Genomic DNA, 20413 nt, shown 5'->3' on the forward strand with positions numbered 1-20413 from the left:
CCGACTTTTTTATTAGTAATTACTATTAATTTATCTTTAATTTAATGTTCGGTAAATGTTTTCTAGACTCTAGCCTTCACACTTTCGATGTATTTCTTAACTCCTTGAACACCAACGGAATACATGTCTACGAACTTCGTGGCGAACGGAGGAATTTTGTTCGGGTGCATGCCGAGAGCATCGTGCATCACGAGAACATGGCCGTCTGTGAACTTGCCTCCGCCAATGCCAATGGTCGGTGCGGAGACTTCTTTTGTGATTTTTGCACCGAGTTCTTCAGGAATGTGTTCGAGAACCATTTCGAAGCATCCGAGACCGTCAACGAACTTTGCGGCCTCTTCAATGGCGCGAGCTTCTTCTTCAGTTTTGCCTTTTTGCTTGAAGTTCTCGGCGGTCTGTGGTAAAAGTCCGAGGTGGGCGCAAACGGGAATGTCCTTGCTGCGCAGAAATTCAATGACGCCTTCGGGAGTGCCTTCGAGCTTGATGCTGGAGCAGCCTACATCCAAGAAGCGGCGGGCGTTGTCGTAAGCCGTTTGCGGATCCTTGTCGCTCATGTAGGGCATGTCGCCAATGACGTGCGTGTTCGGGGCGCCGCGGCAAACGGCTGCAGCGAAGATGAGCATTTCGGTCATGCCGATTTCACGTGTGCTCTTGTAACCGAGCATGGTGTTTGCGAGGCTATCGCCCACGAGAATCTGGTCGATTCCGGCGGCTTCCGCAATTTTTGCAAAGGCGAAGTCGTAAGCGGTGATCATGGAAATCATTTCGTTCTTGGATTTTTTCGCCTTGATATCTTCTGGAGTTAACATGATGACCTCTTCACTTAAACTTTTTCAACTACGGGCAAATATACAAATACTGTAAAGTTATGGCTATTCGATAGCTAGTAGGCTGTAGAAAGTGAGGGTAGAGATTTTTGAAAAAAGTCATTCTCGACTGAGCGTAGCGAAGGAGGGAATCCATACATTGCTGATTTCTAATTGTATGGATCCTCCTACTTATCTGCCGCTAGGTAGGAGGATGACGAACAAGAACTCAGAATAGCAACGAAGCTGCTTCAGTAACTAGTAACTGAGAACTCTTAACTTCATTATTTAATGATCATCAAATAATTTTCTGGTTTCGTTCAGGAATTTTATGGAATGGATTTCCTTGAGGAATCCGATGTGATGGCGCAAGTAGGCGAGGAGCGCGTTTTCGGTGAATTCGGGGTGCTCAATTTTGTCACCATTGCGGAGCGACCAAAGACCCTGTAGCGTTTCTGTGCGTGCGCGGGGCGTTTCTACTCCGAGGCATGCGTGGCAAACGAATCCGCCAGTTTCAGGGAAAAAATCTGCAGCGGGTTGGTCGAGGGTTTTGCCGCATCGACTGCAAGTTTCAAGATCGAGATTGTAGCCCCACATGTCGCAAGTGTCCAGGAGCCACTGTGCAAAAATACGCGACTTGTCAGGAACACTCGATGTTGACGAGTGCGCGGAACCTTCTGGAGTCGGCGAATCTTGCGGTGAATCGGAATCGAATTCGCGAATGGCTTGTTCCAGTCGCTCAAAATCTTCTTGCAGGGGGACGCCTTGCGGTGCGTAACGCAAAATCATTTCTGTCATGACCTGCGCTTTCGCTGTGCTGAGTAAATCGTTGCGCAAGTTCTTACGCCAGTCCAAAAGCGTTGCTTCCTTGATGAACTGCAAATCGGTATTCGGATTTTGGCGAAAAACGACTTCGCTTAACGCGAGCGGATCAAGCGCTCCCCGGAACGGGGATTCTTTTTTCTTTCCGCCCTTCACGATAAACGAGACGATGCCGCTTTCTTCCGTAAGCGCCTTGACGATAAAGCTAGAGTCGCTGTACGGAAAGCGGTGAAGAACTATAGCGCGAGTTTTTATCATAGACGAAAGATGAGAGACGAAAGACGAGAGATGTAGATTTTATTAGACTAGGGTCGATATATCTTTCGTCTCTAGTCTGTAGGGCAAAGCCCGTTCTTTCGTCTAATCCTTCGGGAACGGAGGCCAGCCCATTTCTTGTCCGCCGACGACGTGCAGGTGGATGTGGAACACGGTTTGACCCGCATCAGCCTTGCAGTTGAACACAAAACGGGCACCGCCTTCTTCGAGACCGAGGTCCTTCGCGATAAGCTGTGCGCGGTAGAGCATCTTGCCCACGAGTTCGCAATCTTCCGGCTTCATGTCCATGATGGTTGCGATGTGGCGCTTCGGCACGACCAGAAAGTGTACCGGTGCCTGCGGGGCGATGTCATAGAAGGCGAACACATCGTCGTCTTCGTAGATTTTCTTGGAAGGGATTTCACCCTTGATGATTTTGCAGAAAAGGCAATTTTCACTCATAGTATATATAATAGTAGTAAAAGGGGTTAGGTGTTTTCGTGATTGTCTAAAGAATAAAGCGTTTTTTCGTTTTCGATCATGACGTTCATCGATTTAATGTAGAGTAAGCAAATTGGGAATATCAGTAATAAATTGATGAGTCTGCATACGAAGAATTCGCTGAATATCGACGGAAACAATATAAGAATCGTCAATATGAGAATCCACTTGAGCTGACCAGGCTTTGGTGCTACAAACTTGGCATTGTGGGTTTTGAGAACGTTTTCTTGGCGGGCGAGGATGTCCTTAAAGATGAAGTAATCGAAGATTCCGGATACCCACGGAATTAACGTGCAAATGACTGCCGCGATAGGCGAAAATTCCGTTGATGAGAACTTTCGCAATGTCTTGATGTTGATATACATCCATTTGCAGAATTTGAATACCGCAATAAACATTACTATTCCAAATATTAAAAGCAGGAACGTATAGGATAGGATTGCGATTGCCGAGGTAAAATCCATGGCTGGAGGCGTTTCTCCATTTGTTAAATTCATGTAGGGCTTAAAAATGACGATTATATATTCAGAAAAAAGCCCTATGATAAAAGCGAAAATGATGAGAATCTTTAGCCAGACGATGGCACTTCTGCCGCGCTGAATGTTTTCGGGTTCTTCTTGTGTGGATATTTCTTCTTCAATCATAATAAACCTCGAGAACTAATATAGAAATACTTTTTTCAAAGCTTGCATAATTTTCGTATCTTTATGCCGTGATGTCTTTTATGCGTAAAATGGTGGCGGCGGTTTTTGCACGGGTGGCTTACTCAGTGCTTAAACTTGCAGGCTGGAAGCGGAAAACCGTTCTTGCCAATGCAAAACATGTGGCCGGCGCAGTCTCGTACAATACCCTCTTGAAGAATTTGACTCGCCATGTGAGCGAACTCTTGTTTCGCTTTGGCACTTTCAAGAAGTTGCCGCACGATTTTACCGCTTACCCGTGTTGCGTGGACGGTTGGAATTTTGCGCTAGACGAGGCGGCCATTCCTGTGCTTGAAAAAATGCGCAAGGGCGGAATCTTTTTGACCGCGCATTATGGCAATTACGAAGCGATGGGACCGTGGCTTTGCCGCCTTGGAATCCCGCTGGTGGCGAGCTACATTCCCGTGAAGCCTAAGTGGCTCAACAACATTCTTGAACGCAAAATCCGTGCGGTCGATGGCCGGAGCTATTCTGTGGATGCCCGGACTCCTCGTGATTTTATGCGCATTCTGAACGAAGGCAATCTATTCTGCTTGCTTGCTGACCAGGATTCCCGCATTCCGAGTGCACTTCCGGGAACGCTCTTGGAACGTCCCGTGAACGTGAATCCGCTGCCGGACTTTTTGCTCAAGCATCGTCCGCAGACTCCCGTGTTTATCTGCTGGATGGAGGAACGCGACGCATCTTCGAAAGGTGCATCTCCGAAAGGCGCTATTCCGAAAAAAGTTCGCGTACTTCACGCAATCGAGGTGGCTGGCGCGCAGTCAAAAATCGCATCTTCGGCGGATTCGGGCGTGGTGGACTCGCAATTCAACAAGTGGCTCGAACAGCGCGTTCTTGAAAATCCAAATCTCTGGTACAGCTTCACGCACCGCCGATTCTACAGCCAAACGCCGGAAATTTATAACAAGTAAGGGCTCTCGGCGCATCTTGTCGCAAAGATTACTATCGTTACTTTTATGACCTTTGTCCCTCACAAAAAGAAACCGCTGCTCGCTCGAATCCTGGAATGGCTGAACGATTCCGAAGAATGGCCCGCCTGGGTGCAGTTCTTTTTGCTGCCCCGACCGCTTGGACGGGAAAATTTCTTTGCCGCACGAGTTGTACTGCTTGTGGCGATGGCTTTCTTTACATTGCAGGCCCTTTCTCACGGCTATCAGTCCTGGATTGCGCAGTTCCTGCATAACTTGAACTTGCCCGTTCATGAAACTGGCCATATCGTTTTTGGCATTTTCGGAAAGCCTGTACTCACGTCGCTTGGAGGTTCGCTATTCCAGACCATTATGCCGCTTGTCTTTTGCTTTGCGCTATGGATTAAGCCGCGCGACTTGTTCGGGGCCTCGATTGCGCTCTGGTGGGCGTTCGAAAATCTGATAGACGTGGCGCCTTACATCGAAGACGCTCTCCCGATGAAGCTTATGCTCATCAGCGGCGGCACGGGAGCCGAAGCCCCTTATGGATTCCATGACTGGAACTTTATCCTCTCGGAAACGGGGCTTCTTTTAAAATGCGACTCGATTGCCTCGGCGGTTTACGCCGTAGGCTATCTCGGTATGGCGCTCTGCGTTTTGTGGGGCGCCTGGAGCTTGCTTTATTACGTGGTTTATCAGCGTAAATGAGAACTAAATATCGTTTGGTAAAATTCCAAATTTCCGAACGGCTTCGATATCAATAAGTTCCGATGCGCCAGAAGTAAAGTTTCCGGCCTTGACTTCTTCGCTGTATCTTTTTATGGCGCTATTGATGGCGTCGGCCGCAGTTGCTCTGGCGTTGCCGATCAACGTGGTTTCAATAAAGTCAAGGGTGTCGGATTTCTTGTTGATTCGCCAGCCTACGAATGAATGGTTTGGAACGAGAACGAGGAATGGCTGGAAACCTGCCGCTTCCAAGATGGATGCAAATAAAGTAGAAGTCTCGATGCAGATGCCTTCCTTTTCGCGAAGCGTCTCGATGGGATACTGTATTTTTTGACCTACGCTTCCGATGCTTTCATTTTGCACATATTTGATTCCTCTTTTCTGCAATAAATCGAATATTGCAGAAACTACACGTCTAGAACTTTGTTCAATGCTTGTGTCCGCGCTGTATTTTTGGTACACCTTCAAGGTTGTATCGGGAAGCGAACGGGCCAATTCTGTCAGGATCTTAGGAATGGAATCCATATTTGGCGTAATCCATACTCCATACCACCAGGAGAAATTTTTAACTCCCTTGTATTCACTGCCGAAAAGTTGCATGGGCTGAATTGTCACAGGTGTAGAGGCGCTGAAAAATAAAATCTGGTGGTCGTTTTCGAGGGCGTATGCACGAATTTCGTATTGAGCTTTTTCGGCATTCGTTAATTTTGCAAGAGCTTCCTTGTTGAATGTAAATTTGGGATTTGTCTTTATGGTTGCGTTGGGGTTTACAGCGCTTGTGACGCTTGCGGTATCTGTAAATCCGGGAATCCAGGCCTGCACCATGATCTTTTTGTAGTTACAGGGAGTCTTGACAGAAGTCTGGCATAAATTCCTGATGGCAACGGAAAGAGGAACATATTCGGTTCCTTCTTCATCTGTAAATCCCTTGTACATCAAAGGATATTGGTTTGCAAATGCTCCATTGATGTTCTCTTTTGCATGGTAAATGAATCCGTCAAGAGAACGGATGATGTTTTGTGAATAAATGTCGTTGTAAACGCTGTCGTAGAGCTTTGTGTAAAGGCTGTCGTAATCAGATTCCTTTAAACTGTCTAACAGTGCATTACGGACGGAGTCCATCCATTTTGATGCAAAAGTGTTGTCAAAAAGTGTGTTGTATACAGAGTCGATGTATGGCTTTGCGTAAAGAGAATCCCAAAGTGATCCTGTAATTTCGTCGCGGAGTACATTTGCTAGGGAATCGATGTTGATTTCGGCATCTTTTCCGTCTCTGCCATCTGCGCCATTTTCCCCGGAACAGGCGCAAAAAAATAATGATGCGGCCATGATGCCGATTAAAATTTTTTTCATGAATCATTCCTTCTCAGTTTCATTAATTGATTTGCAGTTTGCAAATATAGAAATAGTTTAACTTGAATGCTATGCTTTTTAGATAAAATTGTTGAGTCTCTTTTCCCATTTGTAGGTGTGACAAATGTCAAAAATGGGTTGAAAAATGACTTTTTGGAGTGGGCTTTAGCAGAAAAAATAATTAATGGTCAAAATTAAAATATATTATAGGAATATACAGGATTTATAATTTTGAGGGGCGCGAGGTCTTATGAATACATCTCGTCAGACAAAAATACGTAGTATTGTTGTACTCGTTGTGGCCGCTATATTTTTGGAATTGACCACGGCTGTGCAGTATATTTCTACACGCCGAGCCATTACCGCCCAAATTACGGAAATGGCCAAGCACGATCTTACCTCTGCAAATCGAACCTTTGAAGTCAAGGAAATTGCCGAGGCTGCTATTGCGGCTGTTCTGCCCGAAGTTGAACGCTTTATCGATACGCAGCAGCAAGATTCATTGCACATGGCGTTGCAGCGTGTTGTGGCGAACCATCCTGAAATTGTCGGCGTTGATTTTGCTTACCGAGTGGGGAGCGACGGTCTTCGCGATGGATACTTTACTTTTAAAGATGATGTAACCAACGAAATTAAGGACACCGTTATTGGGTTTGATTATACGGAACGCACTTGGTACCGCGAGGGCTTGCATGGCAACGGTTCCTGGAGCGAACCGTACATGAGCCGCTATTACGTGGCGCTGATGTCTACATTCTCGCGACCAGTCCACGATCCTCAAGGACGTGTCGTTGCCGTTATTGGCGCCGATGTCCCGATGCGCGAACTCTCTTCGATGGCAGTGCAGTTGTACGATAACCAGCAGCGCTCTCTCATTCCGGTCATAATCTTCCAGCTGATTGGACTTGTGGTGCTTGGCTTTATCATGTATCGTAGCATTCTCAGCGTTCGTAAGCTGAGCAAAGTCAGTGCCGAAAAGGAATTGATGAACAAGGAACTTAGCATTGCAAATGCCATTCAAACTGCAATGTTGCCGCCTCCGATGCCCGCTAATGAATTTGTAGATATTGTCGGCAGCCAGGTTCCTGCAAAACAAGTCGGCGGCGACTTTTACGACTATTTTATCCGTGATGGAAAGCTGTTCTTCAATATCGGCGATGTCTGCGGAAAGGGAATCCCGGCAGCACTTGTCATGTCGATGACGCAGGCCGTGTTCCGTACGATTGCAACGAAGATTGATGACCCTGCTCAAATTGTGAAGGGCATGAACACAATGGCTAGCCGTGGCAACACCACGGGAATGTTTGCAACACTCTTTGTCGGCGTACTGGACCTTGCGACGGGCCACCTGAGTTACAGCAATGCTGGGCACGAAAAACCGATTATAGTTACAGGCAAAGATATGCGCTATCTAAGCATGACGGCGAATGTCCCCATCGGAATTGTCGAAGGCAAGGAATACAAAACTCAAAAAGCTGACATTGCCGCTGGTGATATGATTTTCCTTTATACGGACGGTCTCACAGAAGCGATGAATGCTGGTGAAGAACTGTTCGGGATAAAGCGAATTGAAAACGCAATTTGTGGCGGCAGTCAATTCGTAGACCCGAAGCAGCTTCTAGATGCTATGAAACGGACTGTTTCTATTTTTGTGAATGGTGCAGAGCAGAGCGACGACCTCACTATGCTTGTGATAAAGTATAAAGGCTAGGGGGAAGAATTATTGGATTGCTGTCATTTTGCAAAAAAAAGCCGTCAAAAAAGACGGCTTGGATTAGTTCTGTGTTTAATATTGCTTGCTTTATTCCACGTATTTCTTGATGAGTCTGATCATCAGCTCGGCGAGGCTTTCCACTTGGTAATTGCCAACGGATGCCTTGATGTGTGAATTGCCGATGCCGCTGTCGTCGGTGAGGAATACGTATGTGCCGCCTGTTGCCACGTCAAAGAATCTCAGCATAAACTCAGTGTATTTATCTACGCCGCTTGCCGCAACAGGGATAACCTTGATGCCTTTCTTGGCGAAGAGGCGAATCGAATTCTGGAGGCTTTTGATGATGTCTTCTTCGTAGTGGGCGGGGGCATCAAGGATAAGGAATGCGATGCGTGCGCGGGCGGCTTCGTCCCAAGAGAGGTTTTCCAGCGAAGCTTCAAGCGCTGTGTGGACAGCTTCGGGGTAGTCTCCGCCTCCGCTTGCTCTTTGGTTTGAAACGAATTCCTGTGTCTTTGCGACGTTATCGGTGAAGTCGTCGTGGCGCGTGAGGTAGGAGTCGCCTATGTCGCGATAGAAGAGAGCGGCTGTGCGTAAATCAACATTGCTTTCCGAACTTGCGTGGTCGATAATGTAATTGAGATCGGATTTGAGGAAGCGGATTTCGTCGCTCATAGAACCTGTGGCGTCAACGATGAATGCGATGTCTGCCGTCGTCTTGGCGTGCTTGGCATCTTTGTCTACAACGGTATTGATGTTGAGTTTGCGATCACCTCTGGAAGATGTCTTGAGTTGTCCGTTGATTACAACTCCGTCAACAATTAACCAAAGGTCTCTTTTTTGATATTGGTTTTTGTTGAATAAATTAATCCAGCAGTAAGCGTAACCCGCATTATCTGTTTTTGTTGTAAATTCAACTTGCCTGCCGTTGAGTAGCGTCACGGGAACGTTTGCAATGCCAACGTCGTTTCCGTCTACGACTTTTACGGCTACGAGTTGCTGGGGGTAAAATTTCCAGTAGCTCATCTTTCCATTGTAATCATTGTCGTTGATAATATTGGTCCAGAATTTCCAATGCTCCAGATCGTTCCATTCACCCGCAGTGAGGAGTCCCGACACTTGTTCATCGGAACGCCTTGCTCTTCTTTTTCGCCTTGTAACAGGTTCATCATCGTCCCAAGAGCTGCTTTCGTCGCTATCAGAAGCGAGATAAACTGTTTTTGATGATGTGCGCTCTGAACTTTTTCTAGGAGCCGCTTTGGCTACGACAGATGATTTCTTGGCGTACGTTTTTGAAGCGGATGTGGCGAGCATGGATGCGGAACCTCCGAGCAGTCCTGCCATTCCGTCGCTAATTCCTCCTGAACCTGCGGCACCTTCGGAAAAGCCTGCGGCTGATTTTCCGCGTCTTCCCCCAAGAACTGTTTTCCCGCTTGTGTGTAGGCCACTTACGCTTTTCATGACTTTGTCAATGTCCTTTGAAAATTTGGCATCCGCCGTTGAAAAAGATGGCGACTCCTTTGACGATGCTGCCAAAAATTTTACAGCTCCTCTATTGTCTGGTGCTTTGGGCGCTCCTTTGTGTTTGTATTCGGGTGATGTTGATGGAGAAACGGTCATTACCGTTTCGATTCGTGTTTCGTCGTCTCCTGTTGTTTTTGTTGTTTCTTTGTTTGTATTATCGCTGCAGTTGATAAACATAAAAGCGCATGCGATTGTTGCAGTTAAAAAGAATTTGGATTTCATGATGTACTCCTTTTTTTTATTAAACTAGCACATTCCATATTGCCAAAACCAACGGTCAAAAGCCTAATATGGATAAATGTTTTTTACGAATGAAAAGAAACGATGTTATATTTCAAGTATGTCTAGATTGTGTCATATTTTGCACTGTACTTCTGTCACGTTTTTGTGCTGTATTTCTTTGTTTACAATCAAAGACGTTTTTGCCGCTGACAAGTTGAATCCTGTAGGGTTCAATGGAGTGTTTGATGCTGGCTGGACAACGACGTATCAGTCGCAGGATTCCTTGACACACATGTACCAGCGCTTGCAATCACTCGGAATGGAATATATCGTGTTGCAGTATGCTGCTGTTGAGGCGGTGCATTTATATTACCCTTCGCAACTTGATTTTTTGCAGAATACGCAGTACAGGAACAATCAACTTTTCCCGAAGAGTATCGAGGCCGCAAAAGCTGCGGGAACGAAAATTTGGCTCGGACTTTATTACAATGAAGATTGGTTTACTCCGCCGACAATTTTACAAATTGATACTTTGTGCGCAATAAACCTTCGTGTGTTAAATGAACTTTATGAATTGTATGGCCATGAAAATGTGATTGAGGGCGTGTATATTCCGCAAGAAATTTCGCGTTATTATTGGGATGGACTTCGTGAAGATGCAACTGTGGAATCGCTTGCCTCTCATTTCTTGAAACCGCTTGTAAATGCGGCGAAGGCGTTTGGCTGGAAAGTTATGGCCGCTCCGTTCTACAACCAGAATTTGGAAACTCCCGAAAATTTGCAATCGTTTTTCGAGAATCTTTTTGCAGCGGGATTCAGGCCAGATGTTATTGCCGTCCAAGATGGCATTGGCGCAAATGATGCAGGGATGGCTCATGCCGATATAGCGACGGTCGGTAACTATGAACGGGCTGTAGCAAAAGCATGCACCAAATACGGAATTGAATTTTGGGTTGATGCGGAATTGTTCCGCACGGATGATTCTAAAGCGCTTGCCGATAGTGCGCGAATTTCAGCGCAACTTGATACGGCGCGGGCGGCGGGTGCTGTGAACGTAATCGGTTATGATTTGGCAGTACTTGGGAATGCTGGACTAGATTCGCTTGAAAAGTGGAAATTACAAGCTGCGGACAGCTCGACACAATCCATATTGCCATTCAAGAATCGCGATTGCTCGCAGAATCGTGCGGCCTTGCGAAAACAGCCAAAGTTTTACAAGCTGAATGGCGCACGAGTCTATCTTGATCGCCATTAAAATTTTATAATTCAAGAAAAAAGGAGAGCCTATGCGTAAAAATCTCGGAGTGAAAACCTATCTGTACCCGCAGCCGACTTTGGTCATCGCCACTTATAATGAGGATGGCTCGACGAACGCTATGGTGGCGGCTTGGGGTTCTATCAGCGATAACAACCAGATCGCGATTTATGTGGCCAAGACTCACAAGACCATGCCGAACATTCTTGCTCGCAAATCTTTTACCGTGAGCATGGCGACTGCTGATCGCATCAAGGCAATTGACTACTTGGGCATTACCAGTGGTAATCGCGTGGCGGATAAGTTTGCAAAGGCGGGCTTTACGTCCGTCAAGAGCGAAAATGTCGATGCACCGCTTGTTGCTGAATTGCCGCTCGCGCTCGAATGCAAGCTCGTGAGTTACGACGAAGAATCTGAACTTTTGCTTGGCGAAATCGTAAACGTCACTGCCGACGAATCCGTGCTCGATCAAGATGGAAAACTCTCCGTCGAAAAGCTTGCTCCGGTTTGCTACGATTCCGCAGGCCACGGTTACTACGTGATGGAACGTCGCGTCGGGAACGCTTTCAGCGACGGAAAGAGCATTTAATAAAATTAAAGTCCTAACATTTCCACCCAGTCGATGTCTGCCGTCACGGTAAGCATTTGCAATCCGCAGGCGGCTGCGGCGGCGGTGTTGACGGGGCTATCGTCGAGGAATATTGTTTCGGCGGGGGAGGCTCCGAGTTCGCGGATGGCGGTTCTGAAAATCTCGGGGTCTGGCTTTTGCAAATGGAGTTCTTGGCTCAAGAAAATTTTATCGAAGAAGTCTTCGAGCTTGTTGCCGTTGGCGTTGAACCAATTTTGACAACAGCATTCCCAATGCAGTTCGTTTGTGTTGCTCAAAAGCGAAACGCTTGCGACACCTTCCATTTTGCGCAAACGACGGAGTGCTTGCAGTTTGCGGTCGGCAACGCCCAGGCAAATAGAATTCCAGGCGTCTTCGATATCGCGCGGCGTTGTCGGGCTTGCGGCGCATCTTGTGTTAGAATTTGTGGCGCACTTGCTTGCGATTTGTTGGCAAAATTCTGGCGTTGTCACAAATCCAAGCTGATAATCTTCCATCAGCTTGTAAACAGAACCGCCCGGCTCAAGTTCAGCGGGCGGCAATCCTAAAGCGACAAAGCGTTCGTAAGCGTTTTTCATGCGGATGTCCAAAAGGACTCCGCCTAAATCAAAAATGTAGTTCTTGAGCATGTCGCAAAAATAGAAAACAAAACTTGCTTTCTGTTATGCGTTTGTTGCGACTTCCGGAACGTCTTCTTTCTTTGCCTTCAGCTGTAAATAAAATTCGCTGAAAGCGGCGGTCACGTATGGGCCAACCCACAAGAATGCAATTCCGCAAGTGACGATTCCCAAGAGAACCCAGGGGATGAATCTCAGGTAGAGTACGAACAGTTCCATGCGGTGGCCGTACATCATTTCGCTACTCTTGCGCAAGAGCTGGCGGCTTGAATATTCAGGATGGTCTAAAAGGATGAAGTAAACCATGGTGTAAGAAAATGCCTTCATGATACCTGGGATAATCAAGAGCAAAGACCACAGGAAAACGAATAAGCACATCAAAAGCTGGGTGCAAACGAGGTTGAAATAAAAACCCCATCCGTTTGTAAAACCGACAACCAATCGCTTGAGTGAAAGTTCCTTGTTTCGTGTTAGATCCAGGAAGTAGGCGTAAATGCCAATGTCTAGGCCGAGAGCGAACGGGGCTTCCAAAATTTTCCAGATGCATTTGCCCATGGAATTCTCTTCGAAGAAAACCGAAGGAATGTCGATTACTATAGAAATGAGTATGAATACGAGGAGACCGGCGATGCCCTTGCTCCATTTGCCGCCGAGTTTTTCCCATGCAGTTTGTTTGATTTTTGCGGTGTCTAATGCGTCCATGTTTTCTCCTTTTTTTGTATTAATATAGTTTATTTTCCCTTAAATTCCAGTTGCGATAGCGTGGCGGCGACGGTTGAAACGCCCCCAATGAAGGCGGCGATGAACGATCCGCAGATGAGGTAGAGCGGTAACGAATAAATGGCTCCGTTTGCAAATGCCACAAACTTTAGTTTATGTGTTTCCTTGCGGCTGTCCTTTGGCGATAAACGCCAGCGCTCGTAAGTGTAGTCCATGAATCCATAGCCAAAGTAATACGCATTGATGATGAAAATCAGGACAAGCGATGCGATGCTCCCTGCGACGGGGATAAAGTTCAGCAAAAGGCAAAGAGCGGTCAAGACGAGTTGCTTTGCCGTGTTGCGAATGGCGATCACGATAGCGCGCCAGATGTCCTTGAGCGTTTGCTTCATGTCAAACGGAAATTCTTTCCCGGTGAGGATCGTTTCGGTCTTTTCGGAAAGGAACGTGTAAATGGGCGACATGAGAATGTTGACAATCGTGCCGCCGATGAAAATGAATAGCGCAAAGAAAACGATGGGGAGGATGATTTTTATGGCGACCATGCCGGCGTGAATCCAGCCGTTCATGTTTTCGGTGCTGCGCTCGATGATGCCGTTAATCCAGTCGCTTACGCCAACGCCCGAGAAGATAAATGCGACCACGACGATGATGTTCAAGATGGCGGGGATGAGCAGATACTTTGTGAGCTTGTTTGCACGTATGAGACGGATTGCCTTGACGTAGGAGGTGAAGCCTGTCTTGAGTTGTTTTGCGCGAGGTATTGCCATTTGTAGTTTCGAGGGTTGGATTTTTTTCGAGTCGGAGTGGGTCATCCTCCGAAGGAGGATCATACGATTCCTTTTTTAGGATTTACATGCTGAAAAACATTGCTTGGATCTAAAGTATGTAAAATTTCAAGGATAGAGTAGTCTGTTATAAGTTTTTTACGTGTTAAAAGTGGGTGTGTTTCAAGCCAAACCCCAAAGTGTCAAAAATGTGACACTTTCTTTTGCTATATTCAACAGACCCCCAAGAGGGGTGTCTGGCTGCGGTTGTGGCCGGGCTTGTGTCACCGAGGGCCGTGCGGGCTGTGCTATCCAATGAGGGGTGTATGGCTCGGTGGACCCCAAATCCGGAAACGGAATCTACAAGTAGGAATCTCAAATGGATTTTTCTGCGATCATTGCTGAAGAACTGAATCTTGAAGTGTGGCGCGTATCGAAGGCGCTCGAACTTATGGACCAGGGGGGCACGATCCCCTTTATCGCCCGTTACCGTAAGGACCAGACGGGTACTTTGAACGAAATTGAACTCCGCGACATCAGCCACCGTCGCGACTACCTCCAGGAACTTGTGGACCGCAAGGAAACGATCCTCAAGAGCATCGAGGAACAGGGCAAGCTCACGCTGGAACTCAAGGCTCAGATTGAAGCTTGCAAGGACAAGACTCTTCTCGAAGATATTTACGCTCCGTTCAAGCCGAAGAAGCGTACTCGCGCAACGATTGCAAAGGAACTTGGTCTGGAACCGCTCGCCCGCCTGATGTGGGCCCAGGAAAATACCGGAAACACGGCAGAAGAAATCGCCCGTATTTATTTGTCCGAAGAAAAGGGCCTTGCCGACCCGCGTGCCGCCCTCAAGGGTGCTGCAGACATTCTCGCCGAAGAAGTTGCAGACAACGCTGAATTCCGCCAGTACCTCCGCAACAAGGTCGAAAAGACTGGTGTCATGGTTTCCAAGGTCAAGAAGGATTTCGAAAAGCAAGAAACCAAGTTCAAGGACTACTACGACTTTAGCGAACCGGTCGGGAAGATCCCGAGCCACCGTATGCTCGCTCTCCGCCGTGGTGAAAAGGAAAAGGTACTCCGCCTCTCCATCGAAGTCCCGAACGAAGAAATGGTCGGTTATCTCCAGAATCAGGTCATCAAGCACGACTCTGTCTGGAAGCCGTATCTCGAAGATATGTGCAAGGACGCTTGGGAACGCTTGCTCCAGCCGAGCATGGAAAGCGAAGTGCGCCTCCTCCTCAAGGATGCCGCTGAAGAAGAAGCTTTCAAGGTGTTCTCCAAGAACCTCCAGGACGTTTTGCTCGCCGCTCCGGCAGGCCACAAGGCTGTGCTCGCCCTCGACCCGGGTTTCCGTACGGGTTGCAAGGTCGCTGTGCTCGACAAGAACGGCAAGTTCATGGACCACGGCATTATCAAGCCGCATGAACCGTGGAACGACAAGGCTGGTGCTGCAGTTTATCTGATGAGCCTCATCGACAAGTATCAGATTGACCTCATCGCTATCGGTAACGGTACGGCTAGCCGCGAAACGGATGCTTTCTGTGGCGAAATGGCTCTCAAGTTCAAGGGCAAGGTTCCGCCGCGCGTTATCGTTTCCGAAGCAGGTGCATCTGTCTATAGCGCAAGCATGATCGCTATTGCCGAATTCCCGAAGGAAGACGTGACGACCCGTGGTGCTATTTCCATTGGCCGCCGCTTGCAGGACCCGCTGGCTGAACTTGTCAAGGTTGATCCGCAGTCCATTGGCGTGGGTCAGTACCAGCACGACGTGAACCAGCGCGAACTCAAGAAGCGTTTGGACGAAGTCGTGGAAAGCTGCGTGAACATGGTCGGTGTCGACGTGAACAGCGCTTCTGCTCCGCTTCTCTCTCACGTGGCTGGCCTCAGCAACACTCTCTCTGAAGCTATTGTGAAGTATCGCGAAGAAAACGGTGCGTACGCAAGCCGTGAAGATTTGAAGAAGGTCAAGGGCTTTGGCCCGAAGGCATTCGAACAGGCAGCAGGCTTTATGCGTATCCCGGGTGCTGAAAACCCGCTCGACGATTCCGCTGTGCATCCTGAAAACTACGCCCTCGTCGAAAAGATGGCAGAAAAGGTCGGCGTACCGGTCAAGGAAATGGTCGGTAATGCAGACGCTGTGAAGGGCATCAAGCTCGACGAATTCCTCTCCGACGAAGTCGGTCGTGCTACTTTGGAAGATATCCTCAAGGAACTCCAGAAGCCGAGCCGTGACCCGCGTAAGGAATTCCGTTATGCCAAGTTCGATGACCGCATCAAGACCATCAACGACCTCGTGACGGGTAGCTGGATGGAAGGCGTGGTGACGAACGTCGCTAACTTCGGTGCCTTCGTGGACATCGGTGTGCATCAGGACGGTCTCGTTCACATTTCTGAAATCAGCGACAAGTATGTGACGGACGCCAAGGACGTGCTTACGGTCGGTGACGTGGTGAAGGTCCGCGTGGTTGCTGTCGATGCAAACCAGAAGCGTATCAGCCTTTCCATGAAGCAGGAACAGACGGACGGTGTTGCCGGTGCTGGAGCTAACGGTCCTCGCGGTCAGCGCGTGGGTGGCCCGCGTGGTAACTTCGGTCATCGCGACGGCGGTGCTCGCCCGCAGGGTGGCATCCAGGGTCATGCAACGATTGCCGACCTCAAGAACAAGATTGCCGGTAAGGAACGCCCGGGCTTTGCTCAGAAGAAGCCGCAGGCCGCCCAGCCCGCCAAGCTGAATGCTTTGCTGAAGTCCATGAAGAAAGGCTTCTAAGATTTGATTGAAAATGTCACCCCGGCCTTGTGCCGGGGGCGCCATTTAAACACAAACAAAAACAGCACTCGATAGAATCGAGTGCTGTTTTTGTGTTCAATCTAACAAGATAAGCAAAGCTTCGTACCATCGCGGGGTTCCGCGATAACTTTGCCTAAATGCTCGATTACGAGAACTTGATCACGCCAGCCGGGCAGCTGTCAGCAGCGTCCTTGATTTCGTTTTCGTATGCGTTGAAGTCAACGCCTTCCTTAACGACCATCTTTTCCGGAACGGAGAAGACTGCATCGCAAGTTGCTTCGCAAGCGCCGCAGGAGACGCATTCGTCGCTGGATTCATCGAGCCAAACTTTCGTAATTGCCATAAAATACCTCTTATATTGGTTAGGTTTTCCCAAAAGATATAAAAAAATTACGCCTGAAGAGTGAAAAAGTGAAGGAAAAGAGGGATTGTTTGTATTTTTTACCCAAATGCGTAAGCTTGTTTGCCTTATAATCCTTATTTGCTCGTTTTCGTTTGCGGAAACGGTTCCTGTTGCGGGGGCAAATGTGGATGGCGTACATGCCGAAATGGCGAGTGAAGATTCTTCACGCTCTGTTGGAATTTTTGAACGTTACAGCCATGGAATAAAGATGGCAAAGCACATGGCTTCTTTGGGCATGGAACTCACTGCCTGGGGGCATCATGTGGATTATAATTTCAATGCGGACTATGGTCGTTGGTTGGCTAAGGGACTATATCTTAGCTCTGAACTTTTCAATTTTCACATTCTTTCTGATGTTGGAGATTCGTGTACGAATTCGAATGGATGTGCAAGAATTGGTGCTGGTATAGCGATGAACGGTGTGCTGGCAATGGCTTCTTTTGTGGATAGTTGGATTTTTGGTTCGGATAAGATTACTTACTTTTGGTTGGGCATGGCAACTTTGCTGAATCCCACATTGGAATTTTTTGTTGTACGAAAATACGTTCCCATTTCGATCGGGCTCGGCTACAAAACGGATTGGTTTGCTTTTAGTCCGGGGCATAAATTTTATTTGCGTGCGCATGGCGACTTGAATGTGAATATTACTTGGGTGAGAATTTCGGCCTCATATTCCTATTCCATCTTGGATACTTACGATTTGAAAAAAGGCTCCAAGAAGTTTTATTTGAAGCTCATTTGGGGACCCATATATTCTGCTTTTTAATTCCTACCGCCTTAAAACCCAAAACCTAATCCCTAACCCCTAGTTCCTTTTTCTACATTTGCGGTAAATTTTTCGGGCTAATCCGGGCAATGGTGCTCGCATTTCGCCTGAGAATTAAGAGGACATCGTAAGCGATGAAAAAAGTGGTTGTAAAAATTGGTGGCAGCTTGGCAATCGACGAAGCCAAGTTGGCCGATTTTGTGGCGGCAGTCAGCAAGCTTCCGGCTATGGGCTGCCAAGTGGCCGTGGTGCACGGCGGTGGCAAGGACATCAACGAGAACATCTCCTTGCTCCGAGAACAACCCACCTTTATCGACGGTCTCCGAGTCACGACGCCTTCTATCATGAAGATGGTCGAAATGACGCTCTCGGGTCACGTCAACAAGAAGCTCGTGCGAATGCTCCTCGAAAACAATTGCAACGCTGTCGGCCTCAGTGGCGTCGATGGCAAGTTGTTTGAAGTGGTCAAGAAGCAGGGCAAGGTGGATCTTGGCCTCGTGGGCGAAGTCAAGAAGGTCAATCCGCAGATTGTGGAAACGCTTTGGTCTGCAGGCTTTGTCCCGGTCGTAAGCCCGATCTCTATCGGTCCGGACGAAAACGGCAAGGCTGTGAGCTGGAACGTGAATGCCGATACTGCCGCAAGCGAACTGGCTGTGGCACTCCACGCTGACCAGTTCGTGCTGGTGAGCGATGTCCCGGGCGTGATGGACGATACCAAGACCGTCATTCCGGAACTCACGGAAGATGCAAGCGAAGCCCTCATTGCTTCTGGCGTTATCAACGGCGGCATGATCCCGAAGGTCCGCGAAAGCTTCAAGAGCATTGAACGCGGCCTCAAGAGCATTCACATTGTCGGCTGGAAGGATGCCGACCACTTTGTAAAACAAATTAATGGAGAACTGAACTATGGCACAATCCTTGGCTAATTCCGTTTTTGAAGAAGACAAGCAGTTTATCGCCCCGCTTTATGGCAAGGCCAATATTGAATTTGTCCGTGGCGAAGGTTCTTACTTGTTCGACAAGAACGGCAAGAAGTATCTTGACTTTGTCGCTGGCATTGCCGTGAACGCTCTCGGCCACCAGAATACGGCTATCAAGAAGGCTGTCGAAGAACAGATGGACAGCTTCTTCCACATTTCGAACCTTTATCCGAACTACCCGCAGGTGAACCTTGCCAAGGCTCTCCTCGCTGCAACGGGTTTCGACAAGGCTTTCTTCTGCAACTCCGGTACCGAAGCTAACGAAGGCTGCATCAAGTTTGCTCGTAAGTATTTCGATCGCAAGGGCGAAAAGAACCGCCAGAAGATCGTGACGTTCATCAACAGCTTCCACGGTCGTACGTTTGCAGCCCTTTCTGCAACGGGCCAGCCGGCTATTCGCGAAGGCTTTGGCTCCATGCCGGGTGACTTTGTTCACGTTCCTTGGAACGATGTGGCTGCCCTCAAGGCCGAAGTCAACAACGACACTTGCGCCATCATGCTCGAATCTCTCGCTGCTGAAGGTGGCGTGATGACCGTTTCCGACGAAATGGTCGCTGCCATCAACAGCTTGAAGAAAGAATTCGGCTGCCTTGTGATTGTCGACGAAGTCCAGGCAGGTATGGGCCGTCTCGGAACATTCCTTGGCCTCCAGAAGCATGGCATTGATGCTGACCTCGTGTCGCTTGCTAAGGCTCTTGGCGGCGGTCTCCCGCTCGGTGCAGTGCTCCTCCGCCAGAAGGTTGCTGACCAGCTCAAGGCGGGCGATCATGGCACAACGTTTGGTGGTAACCCGGTTGCTTGCGCAGTGGGTCTCGCTGTCGTGAACCAGATTGCAAAGCCGGAATTCCTCGCCAATGTCGAAGCTCGTTCTGCTCAGCTTAAGGCTGGCCTCGAAGCTATCGCCGCAAAGTTCCCGGCAGTGAAGGGCGTGCGTGGTGAAGGCCTTATTCTCGGCCTCGCTCTCGACGAATCGCTCCCGGTCGGTAACGTGATTGCTGCCGCTCGTGACGAAGGCATGATGGTCTTGAGCGCTAAGGGCAACGTGCTCCGTATGCTCCCGCCGCTGAACGTCTCCGCTGCTGAATGCGACGAAGCTTTGACGAAGCTTGAGGCCGCATTCTCTAAGGCTGCCAAGTAATGTGATTTGTCATGCCCGACCGTCATCCTGACGCCGAAGGCGGAAGACAACTTAAAAGGCGAGTGTTGCGACCATGCTTGCATGGGCATAACCGAGCCGAAGAGTTGGGGCTTGCCCCATCCAGTTAAATCAAGACTTTACTGGATTCTTCGCCATAAATGGCTCAGAATGACGATAAAGGCGGTTGATTTGGAAAAAATTGCAAAAAGACTTGGACCTTGTTCCAGGTCTTTTTTTGCATACTCGACGCATTGCTAATTGTAAAAATTTCATTTTTATAAAAAATAGTGGACCAATTTTTTTTATAAAAAGCGTGTTAATATAAAGGACGGGGAGCGTTTTCTGTCTATGAACCCGACATATTCGGGCGTTTAACACTGGAAAAATATGGAAAATAATATTGTGGCCAAAACAAAAAATAGCCATGGTGAAATGATTGGCGAAGCTAAAACTTTCGAAGAATACAAAGGCGCGGGCGTTTTTGCAGATCTTCTTCTCGACAGAACTTTCAAGAAGGCCTTCAATCCGGACTCGCAAAATAAGGTTTGCCTGATTGCGCTTTTGAATGCCGTGCTTGAAGGTGAAATTGCGTCGCCGATTGTCGATGTGCAGTCCCGTAACAAGGAATACAGCGACGGCTCGAACGAAAATCGGACTTCGGTATTTGATTTACATTGCATTGATTCGGCTCAGCGGAGATTCATCATCGAAGTTCAAATTCTTTTCCAGGAAAATATTGTCAATCGTTCGATTTATTACGCCTCGCAGACGATCATTGCACAGGGGCAACGCGGCAAGAAGTACAATTATGAATTGAATCCTGTTGTTACGGTTGTA

21 protein-coding genes are annotated in these 20413 nt (G+C 48.1%); 11 read left to right on the forward strand and 10 right to left on the reverse strand.

The genetic code is table 11. The features are described 5' to 3' along the window. Positions 1-62 precede the first annotated feature (62 nt). The 4 genes from panB to ACJMM9_RS00445 form a co-directional block, all read right to left on the reverse strand. On the reverse strand, positions 63-809 hold the full coding sequence (gene panB, locus ACJMM9_RS00430) for a 3-methyl-2-oxobutanoate hydroxymethyltransferase (RefSeq protein WP_405322826.1): 747 nt from the start codon (positions 807-809) through the stop codon (positions 63-65). Positions 810-1094: 285 nt separating this feature from the next. Continuing rightward, entirely contained in the window at positions 1095-1886 is a 792-nt protein-coding gene (gene recO, locus ACJMM9_RS00435; RefSeq protein WP_405322828.1) for a DNA repair protein RecO, read from the reverse strand. A 102-nt stretch (positions 1887-1988) separates the two neighbouring features. Beyond that, positions 1989-2345 (reverse strand): histidine triad nucleotide-binding protein, encoded by a 357-nt coding sequence (locus ACJMM9_RS00440; protein ID WP_405322830.1) that lies wholly within the window; start codon positions 2343-2345, stop codon positions 1989-1991. 26 nt (positions 2346-2371) lie between these two features. Further along, positions 2372-3028 (reverse strand): hypothetical protein, encoded by a 657-nt coding sequence (locus tag ACJMM9_RS00445; protein WP_405322832.1) that lies wholly within the window; start codon positions 3026-3028, stop codon positions 2372-2374. A gap of 80 nt (positions 3029-3108) precedes the next feature. Between ACJMM9_RS00445 and ACJMM9_RS00450 the strand changes: the two genes are divergently transcribed. Both ACJMM9_RS00450 and ACJMM9_RS00455 read left to right on the forward strand, forming a co-directional pair. Continuing rightward, a complete protein-coding gene (locus ACJMM9_RS00450) occupies positions 3109-3999 on the forward strand; it encodes a lysophospholipid acyltransferase family protein (protein WP_405322834.1) in 891 nt (296 codons plus the stop codon). 45 nt (positions 4000-4044) lie between these two features. Continuing rightward, on the forward strand, positions 4045-4704 hold the full coding sequence (locus ACJMM9_RS00455; protein ID WP_405322836.1) for a hypothetical protein: 660 nt from the start codon (positions 4045-4047) through the stop codon (positions 4702-4704). A 3-nt stretch (positions 4705-4707) separates the two neighbouring features. On the opposite strand, the gene ACJMM9_RS00460 is transcribed toward ACJMM9_RS00455, so the two are convergent. After that, entirely contained in the window at positions 4708-6075 is a 1368-nt protein-coding gene (locus tag ACJMM9_RS00460) for a hypothetical protein (RefSeq protein WP_405322838.1), read from the reverse strand. A 250-nt stretch (positions 6076-6325) separates the two neighbouring features. On the opposite strand from ACJMM9_RS00460, the gene ACJMM9_RS00465 reads away from it, so the two are divergent. After that, entirely contained in the window at positions 6326-7786 is a 1461-nt protein-coding gene (locus ACJMM9_RS00465) for a SpoIIE family protein phosphatase (RefSeq protein ID WP_405322840.1), read from the forward strand. 90 nt (positions 7787-7876) lie between these two features. On the opposite strand, the gene ACJMM9_RS00470 is transcribed toward ACJMM9_RS00465, so the two are convergent. Next, positions 7877-9130 (reverse strand): vWA domain-containing protein, encoded by a 1254-nt coding sequence (locus ACJMM9_RS00470; RefSeq protein ID WP_405322842.1) that lies wholly within the window; start codon positions 9128-9130, stop codon positions 7877-7879. Between ACJMM9_RS00470 and ACJMM9_RS00475 the strand changes: the two genes are divergently transcribed. From ACJMM9_RS00475 to ACJMM9_RS00485, 3 genes are all read left to right on the forward strand, one after another. Continuing rightward, the gene (locus ACJMM9_RS00475) at positions 9099-9560 is read left to right on the forward strand and encodes a hypothetical protein (RefSeq protein WP_405322844.1); all 462 of its coding nucleotides are present in this window, start codon (positions 9099-9101) and stop codon (positions 9558-9560) included. The two genes, ACJMM9_RS00470 and ACJMM9_RS00475, sit on opposite strands and share 32 nt — an antisense overlap. Positions 9561-9710: 150 nt before the next feature. Beyond that, positions 9711-10787: a DUF4434 domain-containing protein gene (locus tag ACJMM9_RS00480; protein WP_405322846.1), complete on the forward strand. Its 1077-nt coding sequence runs from the start codon at positions 9711-9713 to the stop codon at positions 10785-10787. Positions 10788-10818: 31 nt separating this feature from the next. After that, positions 10819-11376 (forward strand): flavin reductase family protein, encoded by a 558-nt coding sequence (locus ACJMM9_RS00485; protein WP_405322848.1) that lies wholly within the window; start codon positions 10819-10821, stop codon positions 11374-11376. A gap of 5 nt (positions 11377-11381) precedes the next feature. Here the strand turns inward: ACJMM9_RS00485 and ACJMM9_RS00490 are convergent, their stop codons facing one another. The 3 genes from ACJMM9_RS00490 to ACJMM9_RS00500 are packed head-to-tail and all read right to left on the reverse strand — an operon-like array spanning position 11382 to position 13501. Beyond that, positions 11382-12023 carry an HAD family hydrolase gene (locus ACJMM9_RS00490; RefSeq protein ID WP_405322849.1) on the reverse strand — a complete coding sequence of 214 codons (642 nt, stop codon included), beginning with the start codon at positions 12021-12023 and terminating at the stop codon, positions 11382-11384. A gap of 33 nt (positions 12024-12056) precedes the next feature. Then, complete coding sequence (locus ACJMM9_RS00495; protein ID WP_405322852.1) at positions 12057-12713, reverse strand: DUF975 family protein; 657 nt, start codon at positions 12711-12713, stop codon at positions 12057-12059. A 29-nt stretch (positions 12714-12742) separates the two neighbouring features. Further along, entirely contained in the window at positions 12743-13501 is a 759-nt protein-coding gene (locus tag ACJMM9_RS00500) for an EI24 domain-containing protein (protein WP_405322853.1), read from the reverse strand. 376 nt (positions 13502-13877) lie between these two features. Between ACJMM9_RS00500 and ACJMM9_RS00505 the strand changes: the two genes are divergently transcribed. Next, positions 13878-16268 carry a Tex family protein gene (locus tag ACJMM9_RS00505; protein ID WP_405322855.1) on the forward strand — a complete coding sequence of 797 codons (2391 nt, stop codon included), beginning with the start codon at positions 13878-13880 and terminating at the stop codon, positions 16266-16268. Positions 16269-16434: 166 nt separating this feature from the next. Here the strand turns inward: ACJMM9_RS00505 and ACJMM9_RS00510 are convergent, their stop codons facing one another. Beyond that, positions 16435-16632 carry a ferredoxin gene (locus tag ACJMM9_RS00510; RefSeq protein ID WP_405322858.1) on the reverse strand — a complete coding sequence of 66 codons (198 nt, stop codon included), beginning with the start codon at positions 16630-16632 and terminating at the stop codon, positions 16435-16437. 184 nt (positions 16633-16816) lie between these two features. Between ACJMM9_RS00510 and ACJMM9_RS00515 the strand changes: the two genes are divergently transcribed. The 4 genes from ACJMM9_RS00515 to ACJMM9_RS00530 all read left to right on the forward strand — a co-directional run. Further along, positions 16817-17458, forward strand: a complete 642-nt coding sequence (locus ACJMM9_RS00515; protein ID WP_405322860.1) for a hypothetical protein — start codon at positions 16817-16819, stop codon at positions 17456-17458. Positions 17459-17592: 134 nt separating this feature from the next. After that, positions 17593-18384, forward strand: a complete 792-nt coding sequence (gene argB / locus ACJMM9_RS00520; protein ID WP_014546850.1) for an acetylglutamate kinase — start codon at positions 17593-17595, stop codon at positions 18382-18384. Further along, positions 18365-19576: an aspartate aminotransferase family protein gene (locus ACJMM9_RS00525; protein ID WP_405322863.1), complete on the forward strand. Its 1212-nt coding sequence runs from the start codon at positions 18365-18367 to the stop codon at positions 19574-19576. Before argB ends, ACJMM9_RS00525 begins: the two co-directional genes overlap by 20 nt. Positions 19577-19963: 387 nt before the next feature. Further along, positions 19964-20413: PD-(D/E)XK nuclease family transposase (locus ACJMM9_RS00530; protein ID WP_405322865.1), on the forward strand; the 450-nt coding region annotated here is incomplete at its 3' end.

This window comes from Fibrobacter sp. (genome assembly GCF_045112255.1).
In the GTDB taxonomy this organism is placed as follows: domain Bacteria; phylum Fibrobacterota; class Fibrobacteria; order Fibrobacterales; family Fibrobacteraceae; genus Fibrobacter.

Excerpts from the sequence above, each read along its gene's own strand:
- ACJMM9_RS00485 (WP_405322848.1), top strand. The coding sequence starts at position 10,819 with ATGCGTAAAAATCTCGGAGTGAAAACCTATCTGTACCCGCAGCCGACT.
- argB (WP_014546850.1), top strand. The coding sequence starts at position 17,593 with ATGAAAAAAGTGGTTGTAAAAATTGGTGGCAGCTTGGCAATCGACGAA.
- ACJMM9_RS00510 (WP_405322858.1), bottom strand. The coding sequence starts at position 16,632 with ATGGCAATTACGAAAGTTTGGCTCGATGAATCCAGCGACGAATGCGTC.
- ACJMM9_RS00460 (WP_405322838.1), bottom strand. The coding sequence starts at position 6,075 with ATGAAAAAAATTTTAATCGGCATCATGGCCGCATCATTATTTTTTTGC.
- ACJMM9_RS00470 (WP_405322842.1), bottom strand. The coding sequence starts at position 9,130 with ATGGCAGGACTGCTCGGAGGTTCCGCATCCATGCTCGCCACATCCGCT.
- ACJMM9_RS00450 (WP_405322834.1), top strand. The coding sequence starts at position 3,109 with ATGCGTAAAATGGTGGCGGCGGTTTTTGCACGGGTGGCTTACTCAGTG.
- ACJMM9_RS00500 (WP_405322853.1), bottom strand. The coding sequence starts at position 13,501 with ATGGCAATACCTCGCGCAAAACAACTCAAGACAGGCTTCACCTCCTAC.
- ACJMM9_RS00455 (WP_405322836.1), top strand. The coding sequence starts at position 4,045 with ATGACCTTTGTCCCTCACAAAAAGAAACCGCTGCTCGCTCGAATCCTG.
- ACJMM9_RS00505 (WP_405322855.1), top strand. The coding sequence starts at position 13,878 with ATGGATTTTTCTGCGATCATTGCTGAAGAACTGAATCTTGAAGTGTGG.
- ACJMM9_RS00490 (WP_405322849.1), bottom strand. The coding sequence starts at position 12,023 with ATGCTCAAGAACTACATTTTTGATTTAGGCGGAGTCCTTTTGGACATC.
- panB (WP_405322826.1), bottom strand. The coding sequence starts at position 809 with ATGTTAACTCCAGAAGATATCAAGGCGAAAAAATCCAAGAACGAAATG.
- ACJMM9_RS00475 (WP_405322844.1), top strand. The coding sequence starts at position 9,099 with ATGGATGCGGAACCTCCGAGCAGTCCTGCCATTCCGTCGCTAATTCCT.
- ACJMM9_RS00495 (WP_405322852.1), bottom strand. The coding sequence starts at position 12,713 with ATGGACGCATTAGACACCGCAAAAATCAAACAAACTGCATGGGAAAAA.
- ACJMM9_RS00445 (WP_405322832.1), bottom strand. The coding sequence starts at position 3,028 with ATGATTGAAGAAGAAATATCCACACAAGAAGAACCCGAAAACATTCAG.
- ACJMM9_RS00465 (WP_405322840.1), top strand. The coding sequence starts at position 6,326 with ATGAATACATCTCGTCAGACAAAAATACGTAGTATTGTTGTACTCGTT.
- ACJMM9_RS00525 (WP_405322863.1), top strand. The coding sequence starts at position 18,365 with ATGGCACAATCCTTGGCTAATTCCGTTTTTGAAGAAGACAAGCAGTTT.
- recO (WP_405322828.1), bottom strand. The coding sequence starts at position 1,886 with ATGATAAAAACTCGCGCTATAGTTCTTCACCGCTTTCCGTACAGCGAC.
- ACJMM9_RS00440 (WP_405322830.1), bottom strand. The coding sequence starts at position 2,345 with ATGAGTGAAAATTGCCTTTTCTGCAAAATCATCAAGGGTGAAATCCCT.